The 19,079-nt window shown below is 64.7% G+C and carries 22 protein-coding genes; 5 read left to right on the top strand and 17 right to left on the bottom strand.

All coding sequences use genetic code 11. The features are described from left to right. The first annotated feature begins 146 nt into the window (after nucleotides 1–146). The gene (locus L610_RS06195) at nucleotides 147–665 is read left to right on the top strand and encodes an invasion associated locus B family protein (protein WP_024848212.1); all 519 of its coding nucleotides are present in this window, start codon (nucleotides 147–149) and stop codon (nucleotides 663–665) included. 107 nt (nucleotides 666–772) lie between these two features. Continuing rightward, nucleotides 773–2,188 carry a metalloprotease TldD gene (tldD, locus tag L610_RS06200; protein WP_144703498.1) on the top strand — a complete coding sequence of 472 codons (1,416 nt, stop codon included), beginning with the start codon at nucleotides 773–775 and terminating at the stop codon, nucleotides 2,186–2,188. A gap of 10 nt (nucleotides 2,189–2,198) precedes the next feature. On the opposite strand, the gene L610_RS06205 is transcribed toward tldD, so the two are convergent. Together L610_RS06205 and L610_RS06210 are read right to left on the bottom strand one after the other, a co-directional pair. Next, a complete protein-coding gene (locus L610_RS06205) occupies nucleotides 2,199–2,714 on the bottom strand; it encodes an RES family NAD+ phosphorylase (protein ID WP_144703501.1) in 516 nt (171 codons plus the stop codon). Continuing rightward, a complete protein-coding gene (locus L610_RS06210; protein WP_024848209.1) occupies nucleotides 2,707–3,078 on the bottom strand; it encodes an MbcA/ParS/Xre antitoxin family protein in 372 nt (123 codons plus the stop codon). The genes L610_RS06205 and L610_RS06210 overlap by 8 nt, the downstream gene beginning before the upstream one ends. Nucleotides 3,079–3,152: 74 nt before the next feature. Here L610_RS06210 and L610_RS06215 point away from each other — a divergent pair, with 74 nt between their 5' ends. Beyond that, complete coding sequence (locus L610_RS06215) at nucleotides 3,153–3,848, top strand: NAD-dependent deacylase (RefSeq protein ID WP_246658940.1); 696 nt, start codon at nucleotides 3,153–3,155, stop codon at nucleotides 3,846–3,848. 563 nt (nucleotides 3,849–4,411) lie between these two features. Here the strand turns inward: L610_RS06215 and L610_RS06220 are convergent. The 10 genes from L610_RS06220 to aroC all read right to left on the bottom strand — a co-directional run bounded on the left by L610_RS06220 (nucleotide 4,412) and on the right by aroC (nucleotide 14,253). Further along, nucleotides 4,412–5,656: a class I SAM-dependent RNA methyltransferase gene (locus L610_RS06220; RefSeq protein ID WP_024848207.1), complete on the bottom strand. Its 1,245-nt coding sequence runs from the start codon at nucleotides 5,654–5,656 to the stop codon at nucleotides 4,412–4,414. After that, nucleotides 5,653–6,414 (bottom strand): TlyA family RNA methyltransferase, encoded by a 762-nt coding sequence (locus L610_RS06225; protein WP_186441364.1) that lies wholly within the window; start codon nucleotides 6,412–6,414, stop codon nucleotides 5,653–5,655. Before L610_RS06225 ends, L610_RS06220 begins: the two co-directional genes overlap by 4 nt. A gap of 14 nt (nucleotides 6,415–6,428) precedes the next feature. Beyond that, on the bottom strand, nucleotides 6,429–8,342 hold the full coding sequence (gene dxs / locus L610_RS06230) for a 1-deoxy-D-xylulose-5-phosphate synthase (RefSeq protein ID WP_024848205.1): 1,914 nt from the start codon (nucleotides 8,340–8,342) through the stop codon (nucleotides 6,429–6,431). An 89-nt stretch (nucleotides 8,343–8,431) separates the two neighbouring features. Beyond that, on the bottom strand, nucleotides 8,432–9,352 hold the full coding sequence (locus tag L610_RS06235) for a pirin family protein (RefSeq protein WP_144703507.1): 921 nt from the start codon (nucleotides 9,350–9,352) through the stop codon (nucleotides 8,432–8,434). An 80-nt stretch (nucleotides 9,353–9,432) separates the two neighbouring features. Beyond that, entirely contained in the window at nucleotides 9,433–9,690 is a 258-nt protein-coding gene (locus L610_RS06240) for a type II toxin-antitoxin system Phd/YefM family antitoxin (protein WP_024848203.1), read from the bottom strand. Nucleotides 9,691–9,757: 67 nt separating this feature from the next. Then, nucleotides 9,758–10,012, bottom strand: coding sequence for an exodeoxyribonuclease VII small subunit (locus L610_RS06245; RefSeq protein ID WP_024848202.1), 255 nt, complete (start codon nucleotides 10,010–10,012; stop codon nucleotides 9,758–9,760). A gap of 3 nt (nucleotides 10,013–10,015) precedes the next feature. Next, nucleotides 10,016–10,945: a histone deacetylase family protein gene (locus L610_RS06250; protein WP_024848201.1), complete on the bottom strand. Its 930-nt coding sequence runs from the start codon at nucleotides 10,943–10,945 to the stop codon at nucleotides 10,016–10,018. A gap of 71 nt (nucleotides 10,946–11,016) precedes the next feature. Continuing rightward, nucleotides 11,017–11,952: a hypothetical protein gene (locus L610_RS06255; protein ID WP_024848200.1), complete on the bottom strand. Its 936-nt coding sequence runs from the start codon at nucleotides 11,950–11,952 to the stop codon at nucleotides 11,017–11,019. A gap of 77 nt (nucleotides 11,953–12,029) precedes the next feature. After that, on the bottom strand, nucleotides 12,030–13,130 hold the full coding sequence (gene ribB / locus L610_RS06260; RefSeq protein WP_024848199.1) for a 3,4-dihydroxy-2-butanone-4-phosphate synthase: 1,101 nt from the start codon (nucleotides 13,128–13,130) through the stop codon (nucleotides 12,030–12,032). A gap of 25 nt (nucleotides 13,131–13,155) precedes the next feature. Then, a complete protein-coding gene (gene aroC / locus L610_RS06265) occupies nucleotides 13,156–14,253 on the bottom strand; it encodes a chorismate synthase (RefSeq protein WP_144703510.1) in 1,098 nt (365 codons plus the stop codon). A gap of 189 nt (nucleotides 14,254–14,442) precedes the next feature. On the opposite strand from aroC, the gene L610_RS06270 reads away from it, so the two are divergent. Next, nucleotides 14,443–14,709: a DUF1344 domain-containing protein gene (locus L610_RS06270; protein WP_144703513.1), complete on the top strand. Its 267-nt coding sequence runs from the start codon at nucleotides 14,443–14,445 to the stop codon at nucleotides 14,707–14,709. A gap of 3 nt (nucleotides 14,710–14,712) precedes the next feature. On the opposite strand, the gene L610_RS06275 is transcribed toward L610_RS06270, so the two are convergent. The 4 genes from L610_RS06275 to L610_RS06290 all read right to left on the bottom strand — a co-directional run bounded on the left by L610_RS06275 (nucleotide 14,713) and on the right by L610_RS06290 (nucleotide 17,597). Beyond that, nucleotides 14,713–15,303, bottom strand: coding sequence for a histidine phosphatase family protein (locus L610_RS06275; RefSeq protein WP_144703516.1), 591 nt, complete (start codon nucleotides 15,301–15,303; stop codon nucleotides 14,713–14,715). Beyond that, nucleotides 15,300–16,118, bottom strand: a complete 819-nt coding sequence (gene fabI, locus L610_RS06280; RefSeq protein WP_024848195.1) for an enoyl-ACP reductase FabI — start codon at nucleotides 16,116–16,118, stop codon at nucleotides 15,300–15,302. The genes L610_RS06275 and fabI overlap by 4 nt, the downstream gene beginning before the upstream one ends. Nucleotides 16,119–16,181: 63 nt before the next feature. Then, a complete protein-coding gene (locus tag L610_RS06285; RefSeq protein ID WP_144703519.1) occupies nucleotides 16,182–17,144 on the bottom strand; it encodes a DnaJ C-terminal domain-containing protein in 963 nt (320 codons plus the stop codon). Between the two features lie 87 nt (nucleotides 17,145–17,231). Beyond that, nucleotides 17,232–17,597, bottom strand: coding sequence for an RT0821/Lpp0805 family surface protein (locus tag L610_RS06290; RefSeq protein WP_144703522.1), 366 nt, complete (start codon nucleotides 17,595–17,597; stop codon nucleotides 17,232–17,234). Between the two features lie 110 nt (nucleotides 17,598–17,707). Here L610_RS06290 and pdxH point away from each other — a divergent pair, with 110 nt between their 5' ends. Further along, entirely contained in the window at nucleotides 17,708–18,322 is a 615-nt protein-coding gene (gene pdxH / locus L610_RS06295) for a pyridoxamine 5'-phosphate oxidase (RefSeq protein ID WP_144703525.1), read from the top strand. 3 nt (nucleotides 18,323–18,325) lie between these two features. Here pdxH and L610_RS06300 read toward each other — a convergent pair whose 3' ends face one another. After that, a complete protein-coding gene (locus L610_RS06300) occupies nucleotides 18,326–19,078 on the bottom strand; it encodes a crotonase/enoyl-CoA hydratase family protein (protein WP_144703528.1) in 753 nt (250 codons plus the stop codon). Nucleotide 19,079 lies beyond the last annotated feature (1 nt).

Genomic DNA, 19,079 nt, shown 5'->3' on the forward strand with positions numbered 1-19,079 from the left:
CGCAGGGCGAAGTTTTTCAGTCCCGCCTTGATTTCGCTCAACTCATACCAAATTGGAGACCATTCGTCGCGCATGGCGTGCAGGCTTGTTGCGCACAGGCGCGGGCACGCTAAATTGGCGTGATTCGCAAAGTCGGGATTGGTTGGATGTCGCTTCGTAAGTTCGTGCAGATCTCTGCCGCAGCCGCCTGCGCGGCACTGCTGGCATTGCCGGCCGCAGCCCAGCAGAAGCAGCAGCAAGGCGTCGTCCGCTCGACTCACGGCAGCTGGTCGATCATCTGCGACACCCCCGGCGGTGCCACCAGCGAACAGTGCGCATTGATGCAGAACGTCGTCGCCGAGGATCGCCCGGAAGTGGGCCTCTCGGTCGTCGTGCTGCGCACTGCCGACAAGAGCGCCGAGATTCTCCGCGTGCTCGCGCCGCTCGGCGTGCTTCTGCCCAACGGCCTCGGCCTCAATGTCGACGGCAAGGACATCGGCCGCGCCTACTTCGTCCGCTGCTTCCAGGACGGCTGCTACGCCGAGGTGATTCTGGAGGAGCCGCTGCTCGGCACTCTCAAGTCCGGCAAGTCGGCCACCTTCATCGTCTTCCAGACGCCTGAGGAAGGCGTCGGCATCCCGGTCGACCTCGAAGGTTTTTCCGCGGGTTTTGCCGCTCTCCCCTGATCGGGCTTAACGCCGCCGAAACGCTCTGACGGCCAATCGCAAGGTGCAACTTGCCTTGCGGGCGACTATATGACTCGCCAACGCCATTCAGATTTCGGAGCGATGCGGTGACAGCCAGACTTCTCGAACAGTTCGATGTGTCCGAAGAGACGTTGCGCCGCATCGTGGCGGAGACGGTCGCCGGCGCGGACGACGGCGAGCTCTTCGTCGAATACCGCGAGGGCGAGGCGCTTGTCTTCGACAACGGCCGCCTGAAGACGGCCAACTTCAACACCGAGCAGGGTTTCGGCCTGCGCGCCGTTGCCGGCGAAGCTGCGGGCTACGCGCATGCGGGCGAGCTGTCGCAGGCGGCACTGCTTCGCGCCTCGTCCGCCGTCTCGGCCGTGAAGGCCGGGTATTCCGGCACGCTCGCCGAAGCGCCGTCGGGCACCAACGTGAAACTCTACGGCGAAGAGAACCCGATCGCCGAGCCAGGCTTTGCCGACAAGGCGAAGCTCCTGCAGGAGGTCGACGCTTACCTGCGCAACAAGGACCCGCGCGTGCGGCAGGTGACGGCCTCGGTGGCCGCCTCCTGGCAGCACGTCGAAATCCTGCGCGCCGATGGCCGCGTTGCGCGCGACATCCGCCCGCTGGTTCGCTTCAACGTCTCGGTCGTTGTCGGCGAAGGTGATCGGCAGGAGACCGGCTCCTACGGCATGGGCGGCCGCAAGGGCTTCGGCGAGTTTCTCGCCGAAGGCTCGTGGCAGCATGCCTGCGAGGAAGCGCTGCGCCAGGCACTCGTCAATCTCAAGGCGGTCCCCGCGCCCGCCGGCACTTTTGACATCGTTCTGTCGTCCGGCTGGCCGGGGGTCATGCTGCACGAGGCAGTCGGCCACGGCCTCGAGGGCGACTTCAATCGCAAGAAGACCTCGGCCTTTGCCGGCCTGATGGGACAGCAGGTTGCGGCCAAGGGCGTCACGGTTGTCGATGACGGCACGATCACCGAACGCCGCGGCTCGCTCACCATCGATGATGAAGGCACGCCGACCAACCGCACTGTCCTCATCGAGGACGGCAGGCTTGTCGGCTACATGCAGGACCGCCAGAACGCGCGGCTGATGGGCATGAAGCCGACCGGCAATGGCCGCCGCGAATCCTACGCGCACTCGCCGATGCCGCGCATGACCAACACCTACATGACCGCAGGCTCCCACACGCCGGAGGAGATCATCTCCTTGGTCAAGAACGGCATCTACGCCGTCTCGTTCGGCGGCGGCCAGGTGGACATTACCAGCGGCAAGTTCGTGTTCGGCTGCACCGAGGCCTACATGATCGAAAACGGTAAGGTGACCCAGCCGATCAAGGGCGCGATGCTCATCGGCAACGGACCGGATGCGATGCACCGCATCACCATGATCGGCAATGACATGAAGCTCGACAATGGCATCGGCATGTGCGGCAAGGCCGGTCAGGGCGTACCGGTTGGCGTTGGCCAGCCGCACCTGCGCATGAACGCGATGACGATCGGCGGCACGCGCACCTGACGCGGCCGCCTCAGAGCCAGGAGGCAGGCGTCTTTGGCAGCCTTCCTTCCGGGTCGATCACCTCGAGCCGTGGCCCCTCCTCGCCATTCCAGCGCCACAGCGCGACGCAGGTTCCGCCGGGCGACATAAACGACGGATAGATCACGCCGTCGAAGCCCTTTTCCAGCAGCTCCTCGCGCAGCCGGTGCGGTGCCGGCCGCCTTCCCTCGTCCAGATCGGAGCGCCATTCGCAGGCGTGGATCGTCTTATCCACGCCGAATGACGCCAGCACATCACCGTTGGTGAAATCCGCCAGCCTTGCTCCAGTGAGGATCAGCCTGGCGATGAGCGCCGGATGCTGGACGAAACCCTGGTTGTACTCGGCCCAGGCCGTCGACAGTTCGCGCGCGGCGTAGATGGTGGGGGCACCTACCGGGTTCCACCTGCCGCCGAACCGCGCCGCGCCGTCTCCGGACAGAGGAGCATGCGCCCATTGCGGCACGTAGGCACGCCAGAGGTCGACCGGTTCGTCCTGCTTCTCAGGCATAGACGCCGGAGCGCACTGCCTCGAGATAGGCGAGCACCTTGTCCGCCTTGCCTTCCTGAACCAGATCGTAAGCCGTCTTGCCGGCCCAGCCCGGTATCGGCTGGTGCTTGAACCAGATCGCTGCGCGTTCCTCGCCACCCGCCATTTCGGAGGCCATGGCCAGCACGCGCACCACCGGGCTCAGGGCGGCATCAACCTTGCGCGCGCCTGTCTTGGCCGCCAAGGTGTTGCGGGCCACCCCGATCAGGCCGGCGAGCTCGGTCATCGTAACGCCAAGAAGCTCTGCAACACGGCGCGGCGACAGGAACGGCGATCCCTTCTCGCCGAACTTCGAAGCCTGAATGTCGAGGACAGCGTCTGCCATGACAAAATCCTTGCGCGTTTTGGCACTCACGTGCTCAATATGAGCTCAACATCTGTTCGGTTCAAGGCAGACCCGTGAATTCGATCGTCATCCTCACCGGCGCGGGCATTTCGGTGGAATCCGGGATCGCCAGCTTCCGCGACGCCCACGGTATCTGGTCGAAGTTCGACTGGCGCGATTATGCCACGCCCGATGCCTTTGCCCGCCACCCTGCCCGCGTCTACGACTTCTACAATGCGCGGCGGCGCCAGTTGCATGAGGTGAAACCCAACGAGGCGCACTATGCGCTCGCCCGCCTCGAGCGTGAATTTTCCGGATCGGTGACGATCATCACCCAGAACGTCGACGACCTGCACGAGACTGCCGGCACGAAGAACCTCATCCACATGCACGGCCAGCTGCGTTCGGCGCTGTGCCGCTCCTGCGGCGCGCGCAGCCCGTGGCTCGGCGACATGACGATCGACTCTCGCTGTCCGTCCTGCGAGTCGCCGGGGCGCCTGCGGCCGGACATCGTCTGGTTCGGCGAGATGCCCTACCACATGGACAAGATCTATCAGGCGCTGGCGACGGCCGACCTCTTCATCGCCATCGGCACCTCCGGCGCGGTCTATCCGGCCGCCGACTTCGTCGAGGAAGCCAGCCTCAACGGCGCGCATACCGTGATGCTCAACCTCGAACCGTCCGAAAACGCCTCCGCCTTCCACGAAACCATCCACGGCAAGGCGACGGACATCGTGCCGGAGTATGTGGAGAAGGTGCTAAGGGGATAGGGACGTAGAATCCTAAGGGTTTACGAGTTTAGAGCGTCGACGCATTGAACCGTTCCGCCGATGCTTCAACTATGCAACCTCGTCGCTCGGGGATGACCTTATAACCCGCGACGGCTCTGCCGCTTTTAGCGTTCAGGCATGGACCCTCGGGTCAAGCCGAGGGTGACGAAGATTGAGATGTTGAGCTCAAACTTCCACGACTGTCGCTGAGGTCACCCGCACCCTGCGCCCGGTTTTCTAGGCATTGGCGAAGCCTTAGCTAAGAAGTGGTGTCTGCGAGATCGGGTTGCATTCATCCAGCACCATAACACCTTGGCGAGACCCTTGAGTTCAGGGCTTTGGAACGAGTAGGTGGCCGAGCGCGCGACGATCCCGAGGGCGCGACGACCCCATCTGGCCGACCACATCCCCACATCGTCACCCTCGGGCTTGACCCGAGGGTCCATGCCGGAGCATCTCCGGTTGCGTGCTACGCCGGACCGACACTGCACGAGGATCCTCCCCTGCGAAGCGGGGGAGGTGGCGCGAAGCGCCGGAGGGGGCGAGACAAGCGTCCCGCTCGCCTACTTCCGCTTCTTCGGCTTCTCGAGCAGAGCGACGGTTTCCAGATGCGGCGACCAGAGGAACTGGTCGACCGGCACCACGCGCTTCAGCGTATAGCCGCCGTCGATGAGAATCCGCAGGTCGCGCGCGAGCGTCGTTGGATTGCACGACACCGCCGCCACACGCTGCACATTCGAGCGTGCGATCTGCTTCGCCTGATCCTCGGCGCCCGCGCGCGGCGGGTCGAAAACAAGGCCGTCGAAACCAAAATCAAGTTCCTTGAAGGTCAGCGGGCGGCGGAACAGGTCGCGCTTCTCGATCGTCACGCGCTTCAGGCCCGTCCCGAAGCGGAAGGCGCGGTCGAGCGCGGCGAGCGCCGGCGCGTCGCCCTCCACCGCATGCACCTCGCTCTGACGCGCAAGGCGCAGCGCGAAGGTGCCAATGCCGGCAAAGAGGTCGGCGACGCGCTTGGCCTTCCTCAAGTGTTCGGTCACGAGCCCGGCCATCACCTGCTCGGCGCTCTCGACCGCCTGCAGAAACGCGCCGGGGGGCGGAATGACGGCGATGTCATCGACCATCACCATCGGCTTCTTCGGCTCGACGATGATCTCGCCATCGACCGACAGGCGCGCAATGCCGTTGGCGAGGCAGAACTCGATCGCCGCCTGCCGCGCCGGGCCTTCGAGCCTGCCGCTGTCCTGCGCCGCGACGTCCAGGCCTGAGGCCGTCTGCGTCACGCCGAAGCGGAACGGATCCTTCGTCTGCGCGACGAGCAGCCCAAGCTGGCGCAGCACGTCGAGCTTTTCGACGATCGACGGCAGCATCACCGGGCATTCTTCCATGTCGACGATGCGGTGCGACAGGGCGGCGTTGAAGCCGAGGAGCAGGCCCTTTTCGGTCTTGCGGGCGGTGAGTGCCGCGCGGCGGCGCGAATGCGGCGGACAATCGACCATCGAGTCGACTTCCGTCTCGATGCCGCGGGCGCGCAGCGCATCGACCAGGATCTGCCGCTTCCAATCGCGATAGGCGCCGTGCTCGAGGTGCTGGATCGCGCAGCCGCCGCAATCGCCGAAATGCCGGCATGGCGGGGCAACACGCTGCGGCGAGGTCTCCAGCAGCGCGACGATGTCGGCGCGCTTGCCGCCGACGGCGATGTTCACCTTCTCTCCGGGCAGCGTGAAGGGCACGAAGACCTGCCCGCCTTCGGTCTCGGCGATGCCGTCGGCCTGTGCGCCGAGGCGCGAGATCGTGACTATGCTGCTCATCTGTCCTTTATCCCGCCAAGCAGGAATTCCATGTTGCCGTCGCCGCCTTCGATGGGGGACGGAGCAGTTCCAATGCTGCGCCAGCCGGGCTGGGTGCCCAGCCAGGCGGAAAGATCTTCGGCGATCTTCGGCCCGAGTGCCGGATCGCGCAAAATGCCGCCCTTGCCGATCGCCTCGCGGCCTGCCTCGAACTGCGGCTTCACCAGCAGCACGCAGCGTGCGCCCGGGGTCGCAAGTGCAAGTGCAGGCGGCAGCGCCAGCTTCAGCGAAATGAAGCTCACATCCGAGACGACGAAATTCGGCGCCGCACCGTCGATGTGATGGGCGGAAAGCTCCCGTGCGTTCAGCTTCTCGAGGTTTGTCACCCGCGGATCGCTTGCCAGCCCCGGATCGATCTGGCCATGACCGACGTCGACCGCGTAGACGTGGGAAGCGCCGCGCTCAAGCAACACCTGCGTGAACCCGCCGGTCGAGGCGCCGATGTCGATGGCGACCATCCCCGCCGGATCGGGGCCAAACGCATCGAGCCCGGCAATCAGCTTCAGCGCCGCGCGCGAGACATAGCCGCGCGCCGGGTCATCAACCACGATGTCTGCATCTTCCGGCGTCGGCTGTCCCGGCTTCGAGACCACCTTGCCGCCGACCGAAACCGCCCCGCGCGCCACCGCGTCCCTCGCCCGCGAGCGGCTGGCAAAAAAGCCGCGCCGGACGAGCAGTTCGTCCAGCCGCAGCTTCTCGGTGGAGGTGGGCAAGCTCACGCCCGCTCCGCCGCTCAGGCAGATGCCGCGCTGGTCGAGCGGCCGAGCGCCGTGAAGACGGTGCGGACGATCCCGGCAGCATCAAGCCCTGCGCGGGCGTACATCTTCTCCGGCTTGCCGTGGTCGGTGAACTCGTCCGGCAGAACGAGCGGGCGCACCTTGAGCCCGTTGTCGAGCAGGCCGTCATGCGCCAGCTGGTGCAGCACGTGGCTGCCGAAGCCGCCGATCGAACCTTCCTCGACGGTGATCAGCACCTCGTGTTCGCGCGCAAGACGGCGCAGGAGGTCAACGTCGAGCGGCTTGGCAAAGCGCGCGTCCGCGACTGTGGTCGAAAGGCCTGCCGCATCAAGTTCCTCGGCTGCTGCAAGGCAGTCGGCGAGGCGCGTGCCGAGCGACAACAGCGCGATCTTGGTGCCTTCCTTGACGATGCGGCCCTTGCCGATCTCGAGGAATTTTCCACGTTCCGGCATCTCGACGCCGACGCCATTGCCGCGCGGATAGCGGAACGAGATCGGACCCTCGTCATAGTCGGCCGCGGTGCGCACCATATGGCGCAGCTCTGCCTCGTCGGCAGCGGCCATCACCACGAAGTTCGGCAGCGAGGCAAGGTACGTGATGTCGAACGCGCCGCAGTGGGTCGGGCCATCAGCGCCGACATAGCCGGCGCGGTCGATCGGGAAGCGCACCGGCAGCTTCTGGATCGCGACGTCGTGAACCACCTGGTCATAGGCGCGCTGCAGGAAGGTCGAGTAGATCGCGGTGAACGGCTTCAGCCCTTCCGTCGCAAGGCCAGCCGCAAAGGTTACCGCATGCTGCTCGGCAATACCGACGTCGAAGGTGCGGGTCGGAAATGCTTCGCCGAACAGGTCGAGGCCGGTGCCGCTCGGCATGGCCGCCGTAATCGCGACGATGCGGTCGTCGAGCTTCGCTTCCTGGATCAGGCTTTCGGCGAACACCTTGGTGTAGGCCGGCGCATTGGCGGGCGCCTTGGCCTGCGCGCCGCTGATGACGTCGAACTTGTTGACGCCGTGGTATTTGTCCGCCGCAGCTTCGGCGGGTGCGTAGCCCTTGCCCTTCTGCGTGACGACGTGGATCAGCACCGGACCGGTGATGTGGTCTCGTACGTTGCGCAGCACCGGAACGAGATGCTCGAGATTGTGGCCGTCGATGGGGCCGATGTGGAAGAAGCCCATCTCCTCGAACAGCGTGCCGCCGGTCACATAGCCGCGGGCGTGCTCGACGGCGCGCGTGACGGCGCGGTCCATGCGCTTGCCGAGATAAGAAGTCAGCTTCTTTCCGAAGTCGCGGATGCCCTGGTATGTCTTGCCCGAGGCAAGGCGCGCCAGATAGTGGCTCATCGCGCCGCTCGGCGGGGCGATCGACATGTCGTTATCGTTGAGGATGACGATCAGCCGCGCATCGAGCGCGCCGGCATTGTTCATCGCCTCATACGCCATGCCGGCCGACATCGCGCCATCGCCGATGACGGCGATCACATTGTTGGTGCCGCCCTTGAGGTCGCGGCCGACCGCCATGCCAAGGCCAGCCGAAATCGAGGTCGAGGAATGCGCCGCGCCGAACGGGTCGTACTCGCTCTCGTCGCGCTTGGTGAAGCCCGACAGGCCGCCTTCCTGGCGCAGCGTGCGGATACGATCGCGGCGGCCGGTGATGATCTTGTGCGGATAGGCCTGGTGGCCGACGTCCCAGATCACCTTGTCGTCCGGCGTGTTGAAGACGTAGTGCAACGCGACCGTCAGCTCGACGACGCCCAGCCCCGCGCCGAGATGCCCGCCGGTCTGCGATACCGCGTCGATCAGCTCCGTGCGCAACTCGGTGGCGAGCTGCGGGAGATCGGTTTCGGGCAAGGCGCGAAGGTCAGCCGGAATCCGGACCTTATCGAGGAGTGGCGTGCTGGGGGCTGGCGACACGGGCTTTTTCGACCGTTCCTGTTGGTTTGAGGGGGAAATAGGCTTTCGGGCCAAGAAAGTAAATGCGCGCTGCCGTGCAAAGGCCTGAGTCAGTACTGCGGCAAGGGGATGAATTCGTGTTCGTCGCCTGGGACGATGTCGAAACGCCCGGTTCGCCATTCCTCCTTGGCCTGCTCGATGCGCTCCTTCGAGGAGGAGACGAAGTTCCACCAGATGTAGCGCTGCGAGCCGAGCGAGGCGCCGCCGAACAACATCAGATGCGCCCCGCGCTCCGTCGAGACGACGATCTCGTCGCCGGGGCGAAAGGCGAGCAGCCGGTCTGCCGGGAAGCGGTCGGTGAGCACGTCGACCTCGCCGTCGAGGATGTAGATGGCGCGTTCCTCGGCATCGGCCGGGATTTGCAGCCGCGCGCCGGGCGCAAGGCGAAGCTCGACATAGAGCGTTTCGGAGGCCGTGCGCACCGGCGACTTCCAGCCATGAAACGAGCCGATGATGACGCGGCCGGAGATGCCCTCGGCGTCGATTTCCGGCAGCTCGCCGCGCCCCGTGTTCTGGAACATCGGGTCGATCTCTTCCTGCCCGTCCGGCAGCGCCAGCCAGGTCTGCAGGCCAGACATCGACATCGGATTGCCCCGCAGTTCTTCCGGCGAGCGTTCGGAATGGACGATGCCGCGCCCCGCCGTCATCAGGTTCACGTCGCCCGGCTCGATCACCATTTCGGTGCCGAGCGAATCGCGGTGGCGGATCTTGCCGTCCAGAAGATAGGTCACGGTGGAGAGGCCGATATGCGGATGCGGCCGCACATCGATCATCCGCCCGGGCCGCAGGATAGCGGGGCCCATGCGGTCGAAGAAGATGAACGGACCGACGAGCTTGCGTCGCGCCGTCGGCAGCGCCCGGCGCACCTCGAAACCGGCGAGGTCCTTCGCGTTCGGGATGATCAGCGTCTCGATGGCATCGCAGGCGAGCACATCGCCAGGCTGCGGGTCATTTCCGGGAAAGAAGCTCATCGCATCTCCTCCAGGTTACTGCCGCGTCAGCAGCGGGACGAATTTTTTCCGGGCGGCGAAATGAGGACCGCGAAGAAACCTCACTTGCCCTCGCCGAGGAACATGGACGCAATATCCGCGTCCATGAACAGGGAGGGATCGAGATCGATCAGCGGGTATTTGCCCGCAAGGAACGCCAATTCTCGCTCCCGCTTCGCCGCCTCGCCGACCGGCACCAGCTTCACTGCCGGCCTGCCGTCGCGGGCGATCCCGATTTCGCTTTCGGCGCCGTTTTCAAGGGCCTCGATCAGCTTTGCAAGCTGCGCCTTGGCATCATGCATGTTGACGGTGGTGGTCATGGCGACCTCCGTGGCGAACAGCCGCCAAGGGTAAGTCGATGAGGCGGGAGCGTCAACGCGCCCCGCTTTATTCGCCGTCGAGCGGCTCCGTGCCGACGGGCTTGCCCTCGCGGGACAGGCGGATCTTCTCGACCTTGTCCTCGGCGACCTTCAGCAGCTTCTCGCAATGCGCCTTCAGCGCCTCGCCACGCTCATAGATGCGGATCGACTGGTCGAGCGGCACGTCGCCGCGCTCGAGATCGTCAACGATCCGCTCCAAAGCAGCAAGCGCCTGCTCGAAGCTCATTGCGGCAATGTCGTCGTTGTTGGCGGTCTCGTTCATGTCCTATCCCTTCATCAGGCGTCGCACGTGGGCGGCGGTCGAAAACGCCAGCCCATGCAGGTCGTAGCCGCCTTCCAGCAGGCTGACCAGCCGCCCGTTCGCCCAGCGATCGGCTTTCCCCATCAACTCGGCGGTCGCCCAGTCAAAATCGTCTTCGACAAGGTTGAGTTCCGCCAGCGGGTCGCGATGGTGCGCGTCGAAACCGGCGGAGATGATGATCAGGTCCGGCTGAAACCGGTCGATCGCCGGCAGGATGCGGCTACGGAACGCTTCCTTGAAAACCTCGCCATCGTCGCCGGCCGAAAGCGGCGCGTTGACGATGTTGTCGCCGGTGCCGGTCTCGGTCTTGGCGCCGGTGCCTGGAAACAGCGGCATCTGGTGCGTCGAGCAGTACATGACCGACGGGTCGTCCCAAAAAATGTCCTGGGTGCCATTACCGTGGTGGACGTCCCAGTCGACGATCGCCACGCGCTCGAGGCCGTGAACGCGCTGGGCATGGCGCGCCGCGATTCCCGCGTTGTTGAACAGGCAGAAGCCCATTGCGGTCGCCTTCTCGGCGTGGTGCCCCGGCGGGCGGGCGGCGACGAACACGTTGTCGACCTGCTTGCTGATGACGTCATCCACCGCCGCCAGCGCGCCACCGATCGCCGTGAGCGCCGCCTGCCAGCTTTTGGGACTGACAGTGGTGTCGGAATCGATCCTGACGATCCCCTCGCGCGGAATGCGCAGCCTGATCTTGTCGTAGTACTCTTCCGGATGCGCGAACAGGATCGCCCCCGCATCGGCCTGCGGCGATTCCTTGCGGTCGAGATCCTCGAACTCGGGCTCGTCGAGCAGCTTGCCGATGGCGCGCAGCCGGTCCGGCCGCTCCGGGTGTCCGGCCGGCGTCAGGTGCTCGAGATAGATGGGATGCGTGTAGAGGCGCGTGGTCATGCTATCGGTATAGGTCGAGGTGCGGCGTTTGACCACGCCCTTGTCCCAAACCCTCTCAATTTGCTGTTCGCTCAGGCCGGAACGCCAAGCGCCCTGTCCTTCAATTCGCGGAAGTGGCTGGAGACCTCGCTGAGCTTGCGGTCCCATTCCGGATTGGGCGCCTGCCCCTCGATGGTTCGGAAATAGACCTGCAGCAGCGCCGCGATCGCGAACGGCTCGATCAGCGCCGCCTTGATCGCCCAGGCAAAGATCAGCGCGAGCACGAACGACCAGCCGGCGAGCTGCCCGGGCATCAGGTAGAGGATGGCACCTGCAGGCGCGAGCATGACGAGGAACACCACGAAGGCGAGCAGCCACATGAAGATCGAAAGCCAGACGGCGTTTCTCACCATGGTCTTCGCGTTCTGCGCGTAGAGGACGACACCCTGGCGCGCACTGTCGAACGGGGTGCGGCTGTCGATGCGCACGTTGTAGCCGAGGATGATCTCATCGACATAGGTCAGCGAGATGCGGATCACCGTGTTCACAAACTGGGCAATGCCCTGCAGACCCGGCAGGAACGAGGCAACGCCGCCGATCAGGCCGGTAATGACCCCGATGGCTCCCTTCACCAGCTGGTCGACCACAAACAGGATGTTCGCCTCCGCAAAGCGGGCGGTGACGACCTTGCGGGCGTAGTCGATCTGGTTCTGGCCATCAGGCACCGCGCGCCCGTCGATCAGGTGGACCATGACCGCAATGTGGCCTGCCTTGACGACGTAGAGGATGTATTCGCGGATCCAGTAGACGATCATCGAGACGAGGCCGAAGCCGAAGATGCCGCCCCAGAGCGCGAACGCGCCAGGCTCGTCGGAGATGTGGCCGACGCCGTAGCCTACGCCCGCGCCTACTCCGATCGCGAAGACGTAACCGACAGTAATGCCGAAGTAGGCGAGCAGCCGCAGCGCAATGAACGGCCAGGTGCGGGCCATGATGCCAAGCGTGCGGCCGATATCGAAGTCCCACATGAGTGCAGCCCCTCCCCTCACAGGTATTGGGGCCGCACTATAGTATCAGCGATTGAGTCGCGTGAAGTAGTCGCGCGTCAGAGTATTTCGGTCGAGCTGATCTCAATGCCGAAACCTTCAAGGCCGACATAGTGCTTCTCGCGCGAAGCAAAGAGCTGGATCGACGAAATGCCTAGGTCCCGCAGGATCTGCGCGCCCAGCCCGATCTCGCGCCACTCGCTCTCGCGGCGCAGAGCCTCTTCGTGGGCCTCGTCGCCGACCACCGGGCGGTTGCGGGCAGCGCCCTGGCCGACGCCGACCGAGCCCTCGCGCAGGTAGACGATCACGCCGCGCTGCGCCTCGGCCATCCGCTTCATCACGCCGTCGAGGCGGCTCTTGGGACCGAACACGTCGGCAACGACGTCCTCGGCATGCAGGCGCACCGGCACGTCGACGCCATCGCGAATGTCACCGAAGACAACAGCGAAGTGCTGCATCGCATCCCACGGCAGACGGTAGGTGTAGGCCTTTGCCGGACCTGCGGTCGTCTCGATCGGGAAAGTCGCGATGCGCTCGATCAGCGTTTCCTGGCGCTGGCGGTAGGCGATGAGGTCGGCGACCGACACCTGCTTGAGGCCGTTCTTCTCGGCGAAGGCCTGGACCTGCGGGCCGCGCATCACGGTGCCGTCGTCATTGACGAGCTCGCAGATGACGCCGACCGGCGGCAGGCCGGCGAGCTTGCAGAGGTCGACGGCCGCCTCGGTATGGCCCGAGCGCATCAGCACGCCGCCCTCGCGGGCAACCAACGGGAAGACGTGGCCGGGACGGACGAAGTCCGACGGGCCGACATTGCCGTTGGCGAGGTTGCGCACCGTCAGCGTGCGGTCTTCCGCCGAAATGCCGGTCGTGGTGCCGTGCTTGAAGTCGACCGAGATGGTGAAGGCGGTCGAGTGCGGCGCGTCGTTCTCAGCCACCATCGGCTGCAAGTTCAACCTGCGCGCATCCTCGCGCGTCATCGGCGCGCAGACGATGCCCGAGGTGTGACGGACGATGAACGCCATTTTCTCGGGGGTGCAGTGAACGGCGGCAACGATCAGGTCACCTTCGTTCTCACGACCATCGTCGTCCATCACGACGACGATCTCACCACGTTCAAAGGCGCGCAGCGCCTCGACAATCTTCTTCTGGTCGTATGCCATCTGGCGAAGTCCGTTTCAAAAAGTGTCAGGCGATGCGGCCGGTCTGGCCGCGGTGTCTCAGATAGTGGTCCGCAATCGCGCAGGCTACCATCGCTTCTCCGATCGGCACCGCGCGGATACCGACGCAGGGGTCGTGACGTCCCTTGGTGCGGACGTCGACGTCATTGCCATCCTTGTCGACCGAACGGCGCGGCGTCAGGATCGAGGAAGTCGGCTTGACCGCAAAGCGCGCGACGATCGGCTGGCCAGTGGAAATGCCGCCGAGGATGCCGCCCGAGTGGTTGGACAGGAAGACGGGCTTGCCGTCATTGCCCATGCGCATCTCGTCGGCGTTCTGTTCGCCGGTCATGCGCGCGGTCTCGAAACCGTCGCCGATCTCGACGCCCTTCACGGCGTTGATCGACATGAGGTTGGAGGCGATGTCCTGATCGAGCTTGGCGTAGACCGGTGCACCGAGCCCCGCCGGAACGCCTTCCGCGACAATCTCGATCAGCGCGCCGACCGAGGAGCCGTCCTTGCGGATGCCATCGAGGTATTCGGTGAAGACCGCGACCGACTCAGGATCCGGCGTAAAGAACGGGTTCTCCGCATCCTCAACGAAGTTCCAGTTCCAGTTGGCGCGGTTGATCTCCTTGGTGCCCATGCCCACGAGTGCGCCGCGCACGACGAGGCCCGGCACCACCTTGCGCGCCAGTGCGCCAGCAGCGACGCGCGCCGCGGTCTCGCGCGCCGACGAGCGACCACCGCCGCGGTAGTCGCGGATGCCGTACTTGACGTCATAGGCATAGTCGGCGTGGCCGGGACGGTACTGGCGAGCGATCTCACCATAGTCCTTGGAGCGCTGGTCGACGTTCTCGATCATCATCGAGACGGGCGTACCGGTGGTGACGAGCTCGTCGCCATCCTCAAGGACGCCGGACAGGATCTTCACTTCGTCAGGCTCGCGCCGCTGCGTGACGAAGCGGGACTGGCCCGGACGGCGGCGGTCGAGTTCGGCCTGGATGTCCGCAAGCTTGAACCGGATTCCGGGCGGGCAGCCATCAACGACGCATCCGAGCGCCGGACCGTGGCTTTCGCCCCACGTGGTAACGCGGAAGAGGTGACCGAATGTATTATGCGACATGGGAGGATCCGCGGATGTTTTCGCAGACGCTTCTATTGGCGTTTTCCGTGAGCGTCAAACTCGCGTGAACCAAGGTATCGCCTTGGCCACGCAAAATTTTTGACACACTCGACATGTTTCTGCTTCCGTTAGTAGAGCTGCTGGGCCAACATGCCGGCGCGGCGTTGGAAATCATGAGGAAGATCGCCCATGCGAACCCTTAAAGGCACTGTTCTGGCCGCCGTATTTGCCACGGGGATGGCACTCGCGGGCGGGATCGCCCATGCCGCTGACGACGAAGGCAAGATCGCGCGCGTCGATGTCGAGAATCTGACTATCACGCTCGACAACGGCAACACCTACAAGCTCTCGGGCGAGTTTGACGTCGAGGCACTTGAGGTAGGCACCGAGGTCGTCCTCGCCTACGACACTATCAACGGCCAGAAGACCGTCACCGACCTCGTTACCTACGAATAGGCATCACAGCCAGTCGAGGCGGCCGTTCTCGTAGCGGAGTACCTTGTCCTGCGGGATTGGGAGCGCGGCGCATTCCTCGATTGAATGCTGGCGCGTAAGGCGGAAGATCGAGCGGATCACGCCACCATGGGTGACGCAGATCGTGTCGCGGCTGACTTCCTGGAACCATGAGCGGATGCGCGCGGAAAGCATCTCATAGCTTTCCGCCGCCTCACCGGGTGGCACGAAGTGCCACTTGTCAGCGTCCCGGCGTGCCGAGCAGCCGGGATCGACCAGCTCCAGCTCGTCGTAGGTGTGGCCCTGCCAGTCGCCGAAGTGGAGTTCGACGAGGCGGGGCTCGGTGCGATAGGCCTTCGGGTCGAGGCCCATTGCGGCGCGCAGGATCTCCATCGTCTCGCGGGTACGCGACAGAGGGCTGGCGACGAAGTCAATCGCCGCCGGGTCCTTGACCAGCTGAAACAGCTTCCTGCCGTTGCCGGCCGCCTGTCCGCGGCCGGTTTCGTTCAGCGGCGTGTCGGCCTGCCCCTGCAGGCGGCCTTCGGCATTCCAGTCTGTCTGCCCGTGCCTGACGAAGAAGATCGCTGGAGGGGTCATTCCTTGACGGTGGAGATATCCGGTGCGTCGACCGCCTTCATGCCGACGACATGGTAGCCGGCATCGACGTGATGGATTTCGCCGGTCACGCCCTTCGAAAGGTCGGACAGCAGGTACAGCGCCGAACTGCCGACTTCCTCGATCGAGACGGTCTTCTTCAGCGGCGCGTTGTACTCGTTCCACTTCAGGATGTAGCGGAAGTCGCCGATGCCCGAGGCCGCCAGCGTCTTGATCGGGCCGGCCGAGATCGCGTTGACGCGAATGCCCTTGCCGCCGAGGTCGACCGAGAGATAGCGCACGCTCGCCTCCAGGCCCGCCTTGGCGACGCCCATCACGTTGTAGTGCGGCATCACCTTCTCGGCGCCGTAGTAGGTCAGCGTCAGCAGCGAGCCACCATCCGGCATGAGCTTCTCCGCGCGCTGGGCAACCGCGGTAAACGAGTAGATGGAGATATCCATCGTGCGCTGGAAGTTCGCGCGCGTGGTGTCGACGTACCGGCCGTCGAGCTCGTCCTTGTCCGAGAAGGCGATAGCGTGGACCAGGAAGTCGATCTTGCCCCACTTCTTCTCGAGGTTGTCGAAGACAGCGTCGATGCTTTCCTCGACGGTGACATCGCAATCGCCGGCAATATAGGCGCCGAGTTCGGCGGCGAGCGGCTCAACCCGCTTGCGGAATGCTTCGCCCTGGTAGGTAAGAGCGAGTTCCGCGCCCTGCTCGGTCAGCGCCTTTGCGATACCCCAAGCGATCGACCTGTTGTTGGCGACCCCCATGATGAGGCCGCGCTTTCCTGCCATCAGGCCGTTACCTGCCGCCATGAGACGTACTCCGCATCGTTCAAGAATGGGAGCCGTATCGCACAGGCGCGTTCAGGCTTCAAGCTATGCGCTATTTGCGCTGCTTGACTGGGAGCGCCGCGCGAAGGCTTCGAGCTCCGCATTTCCCTCCGGAAGCATGATCCGGACATGAGCATAGAGGTCGCCGTGACCGCCCGTCTTGAGAGGCAGGCCCTTGCCCTTGAGACGCAGCTTGCGGTCGGAGCTCGACCATGCCGGCACCGCCACTGCGAAGCGGCCATGCGGGGTTTCGACCGGCACCTTGCCACCGAGAACGGCATCAGCCAGCGACACGGGAACGTCGACGTGCAGGTCACGCCCCTCGACCCGGTAAGCGGGGTGCGGGCGCAGCCTCACCTTCACCAGCGCATCGCCTGCAGGTCCTCCAAGCGGCGATGATTCGCCCTGGCCCTTGAGCCGGATGGTCTGGCCGTCCTCGACATAGGCAGGCAGCTTGATGCCGACCTTGCGGCCGTCCGGGAAATTCGCGGTGACCTTCGCAGCGGTCGCAATGTCCTCGACCGTCACGTCGAGCGTGACGTTGATGTCACTGCCGCCTGCCGCGCTGGCACGGCGCTTTGCGCCACCAGCGCCCATGCCGGCGCCCGCTCCGGGACCCGCGCCACGACCGCCGAAGGCACTGCCGAAGATCTCGGAAAAGATGTCCGACGCGTCGAAACCGCCGCCCGGACCGGACGAGCGAAACTCGAAATGCGCGCCGCCGGGCCCGCTGCGGCGGAAGCCGCCGAATGGATCGCCGCCAGCACCGAAATCGGCAAAGCGAGGCTTGCCGGTTGCATCGATCTCGCCCCGGTCGAACTGCGCGCGCTTGGTCTCGTCGCCGAGGATCTCGTAGGCTTGGTTAACCTCGGCAAAGCGGTCCTTGGCCTTCGGATCATCCGGGTTCTGGTCCGGATGATACTTCTTGGCCAGCCGCCGGAAGGCCGACTTTATGTCCTTTGCAGAGGCGTTCTTCGCAACGCCCAAAACGTCATAGGGATCGCGCATTGTATCCTGTCTGCCGGGAAGGAAGGTATTTGTCGCGGTTAATATGTGGACGATAAGGCACGGATTCCAGTGCCTTATTCATGCAAACTAGCCGACCTTCTCGAACCTGTGCAGGGTCCAGACCTTGGATCGCTCCATGCAGGCGCGACCGTCATAGAGGAACACGCCCTCGAAGCTTTCCAGAGTCGTGGTGAAATCGCGGCAGAGCGTATCGCCGTCCCGGCTTTCGGTAAGGTTGCGGATCGTGCCGCGCGAACCGGAAGCCACATTGGCCCAGCCGAGCCCGTTCTCGCCGATTTCATCGACGATCGCCGACGAGACCGCGTTGCGGATGGTCCATTCGTCGGAGGCTGGCGAGAGCGCGCCGCTGACGGTGCCTGTCGTCAGCGTGTCCGGAACTGCACTTTCGAGGGAGAAGCCCTTGCTGCCGCATGCGGCCAGCGGCAAGGTCATGCACAGGCTGACCCAAAGGAAAAGCCGGCTGCGCCTTCTATCGGACCCTTGCTTCGGGCGCGCCAATAGGCAATCTCCCCGTTCATGACAATCGCATACAGGGTGCTAGCATGGCGGAAACAAGCTTAATAGATGGTGACTTCACCGAAAGCCCGGAACCCTACAAGCTTTTTGCAAAATGGCTTGAGGACGCCACCGCATCCGAGCCGAACGACCCCAATGCACTGGCGCTCGCGACGGTCGATCCGGACGGCCTGCCAAATGTGCGCATGGTGCTGCTGAAGGGTTTCGACGAGCGCGGCTTCGTCTTCTACACCAACTATGAGAGCAACAAGGGCCGCGAGATCCTCGCCTCGATGAAGGCGGCGATGTGCTTCCACTGGAAGAGCCTGCGACGGCAGGTGCGCGTGCGCGGAATCGTCGAGAAGGTCAGCGACGAGGAAGCTGACGCCTACTACGAATCGCGTGCGCGCGGCAGCCGCATCGGTGCCTGGGCGTCGAAGCAGTCCCGCCCGCTGGAAAGCCGCTTCGCGCTCGAGAAGGCAGTGGCCGAATACACGGCGAAGTACGCGATCGGCTCGATCCCGCGCCCTTCCTATTGGTCGGGCTTCCGCATCAAGCCGGTGTCCATCGAGTTCTGGCATGACCGCCAGTTCCGCCTGCACGACCGCGTCATCTTCGAGCGCGACGGCGACGGCTGGAAGAAGACGAGGCTGTACCCGTAAAGGTCAGCCCTTCTTGCGGCTCATGAACGCCATGAAGGCGTTGCGGGCCTCATCCGACTTCAGGCGCTCGCGGAAATGCTCGCCCTCCTCGCGGATGCGGGCGACGAGCACTTCGCGGTCGCCCAGGATCAGGTCGCGGGCGATCTTGAGCGCCTGCGGCGGCTTCTGCGCAATCCGCTCGGCAGCGGCAAAGGCCGTTGCCTCGAGTTCTTCCTCCGGAACCACGTCGTAGATCAGGCCGGCGGCCTTGGCCTTCTCGGCCGAAAGCCCCTCGCCCAGCGCCAGCAGGGCGAACGCGTTCTGCCGCCCGAGCACCATCGGCGCGATCAGGCTCGATCCCGCCTCCGGCACGAGGCCGAGATCCACGAATGGCGTGCGGAATTCCGTACGCGGCGTGGCAAAGGTCAGGTCGCAGTGCAGGTTAATCGTAGTGCCGATGCCGACAGCAATGCCGTCGACGCCGGAAACCAGCGGCTTTTGCAATCGCGCCAGGGCGATGAGAAAGCCAAACGCGTCGAGCGGGCCATCATCGCCCATCGCGACCGCCATGAAATCGGCGACGTCGTTGCCGGCCGAAAAGATGCCCGGCACGCCGAGGATGAGATGCGCGCGCACTTCATCGTCGGCATCGCCGTCCACCAGCGCCTTCGTCATCGAGGCATACATGGCGCTGGTGATCGCGTTCTTCTTGTCGGGGCGGTTCATGCGGATCAGCTGAACCGCGCCTCGACGTTCGACGATGATGTGCTCGCTCATG

The organism is Aminobacter sp. J44 (assembly GCF_007829415.1).
In the GTDB taxonomy this organism is placed as follows: domain Bacteria; phylum Pseudomonadota; class Alphaproteobacteria; order Rhizobiales; family Rhizobiaceae; genus Aerobium.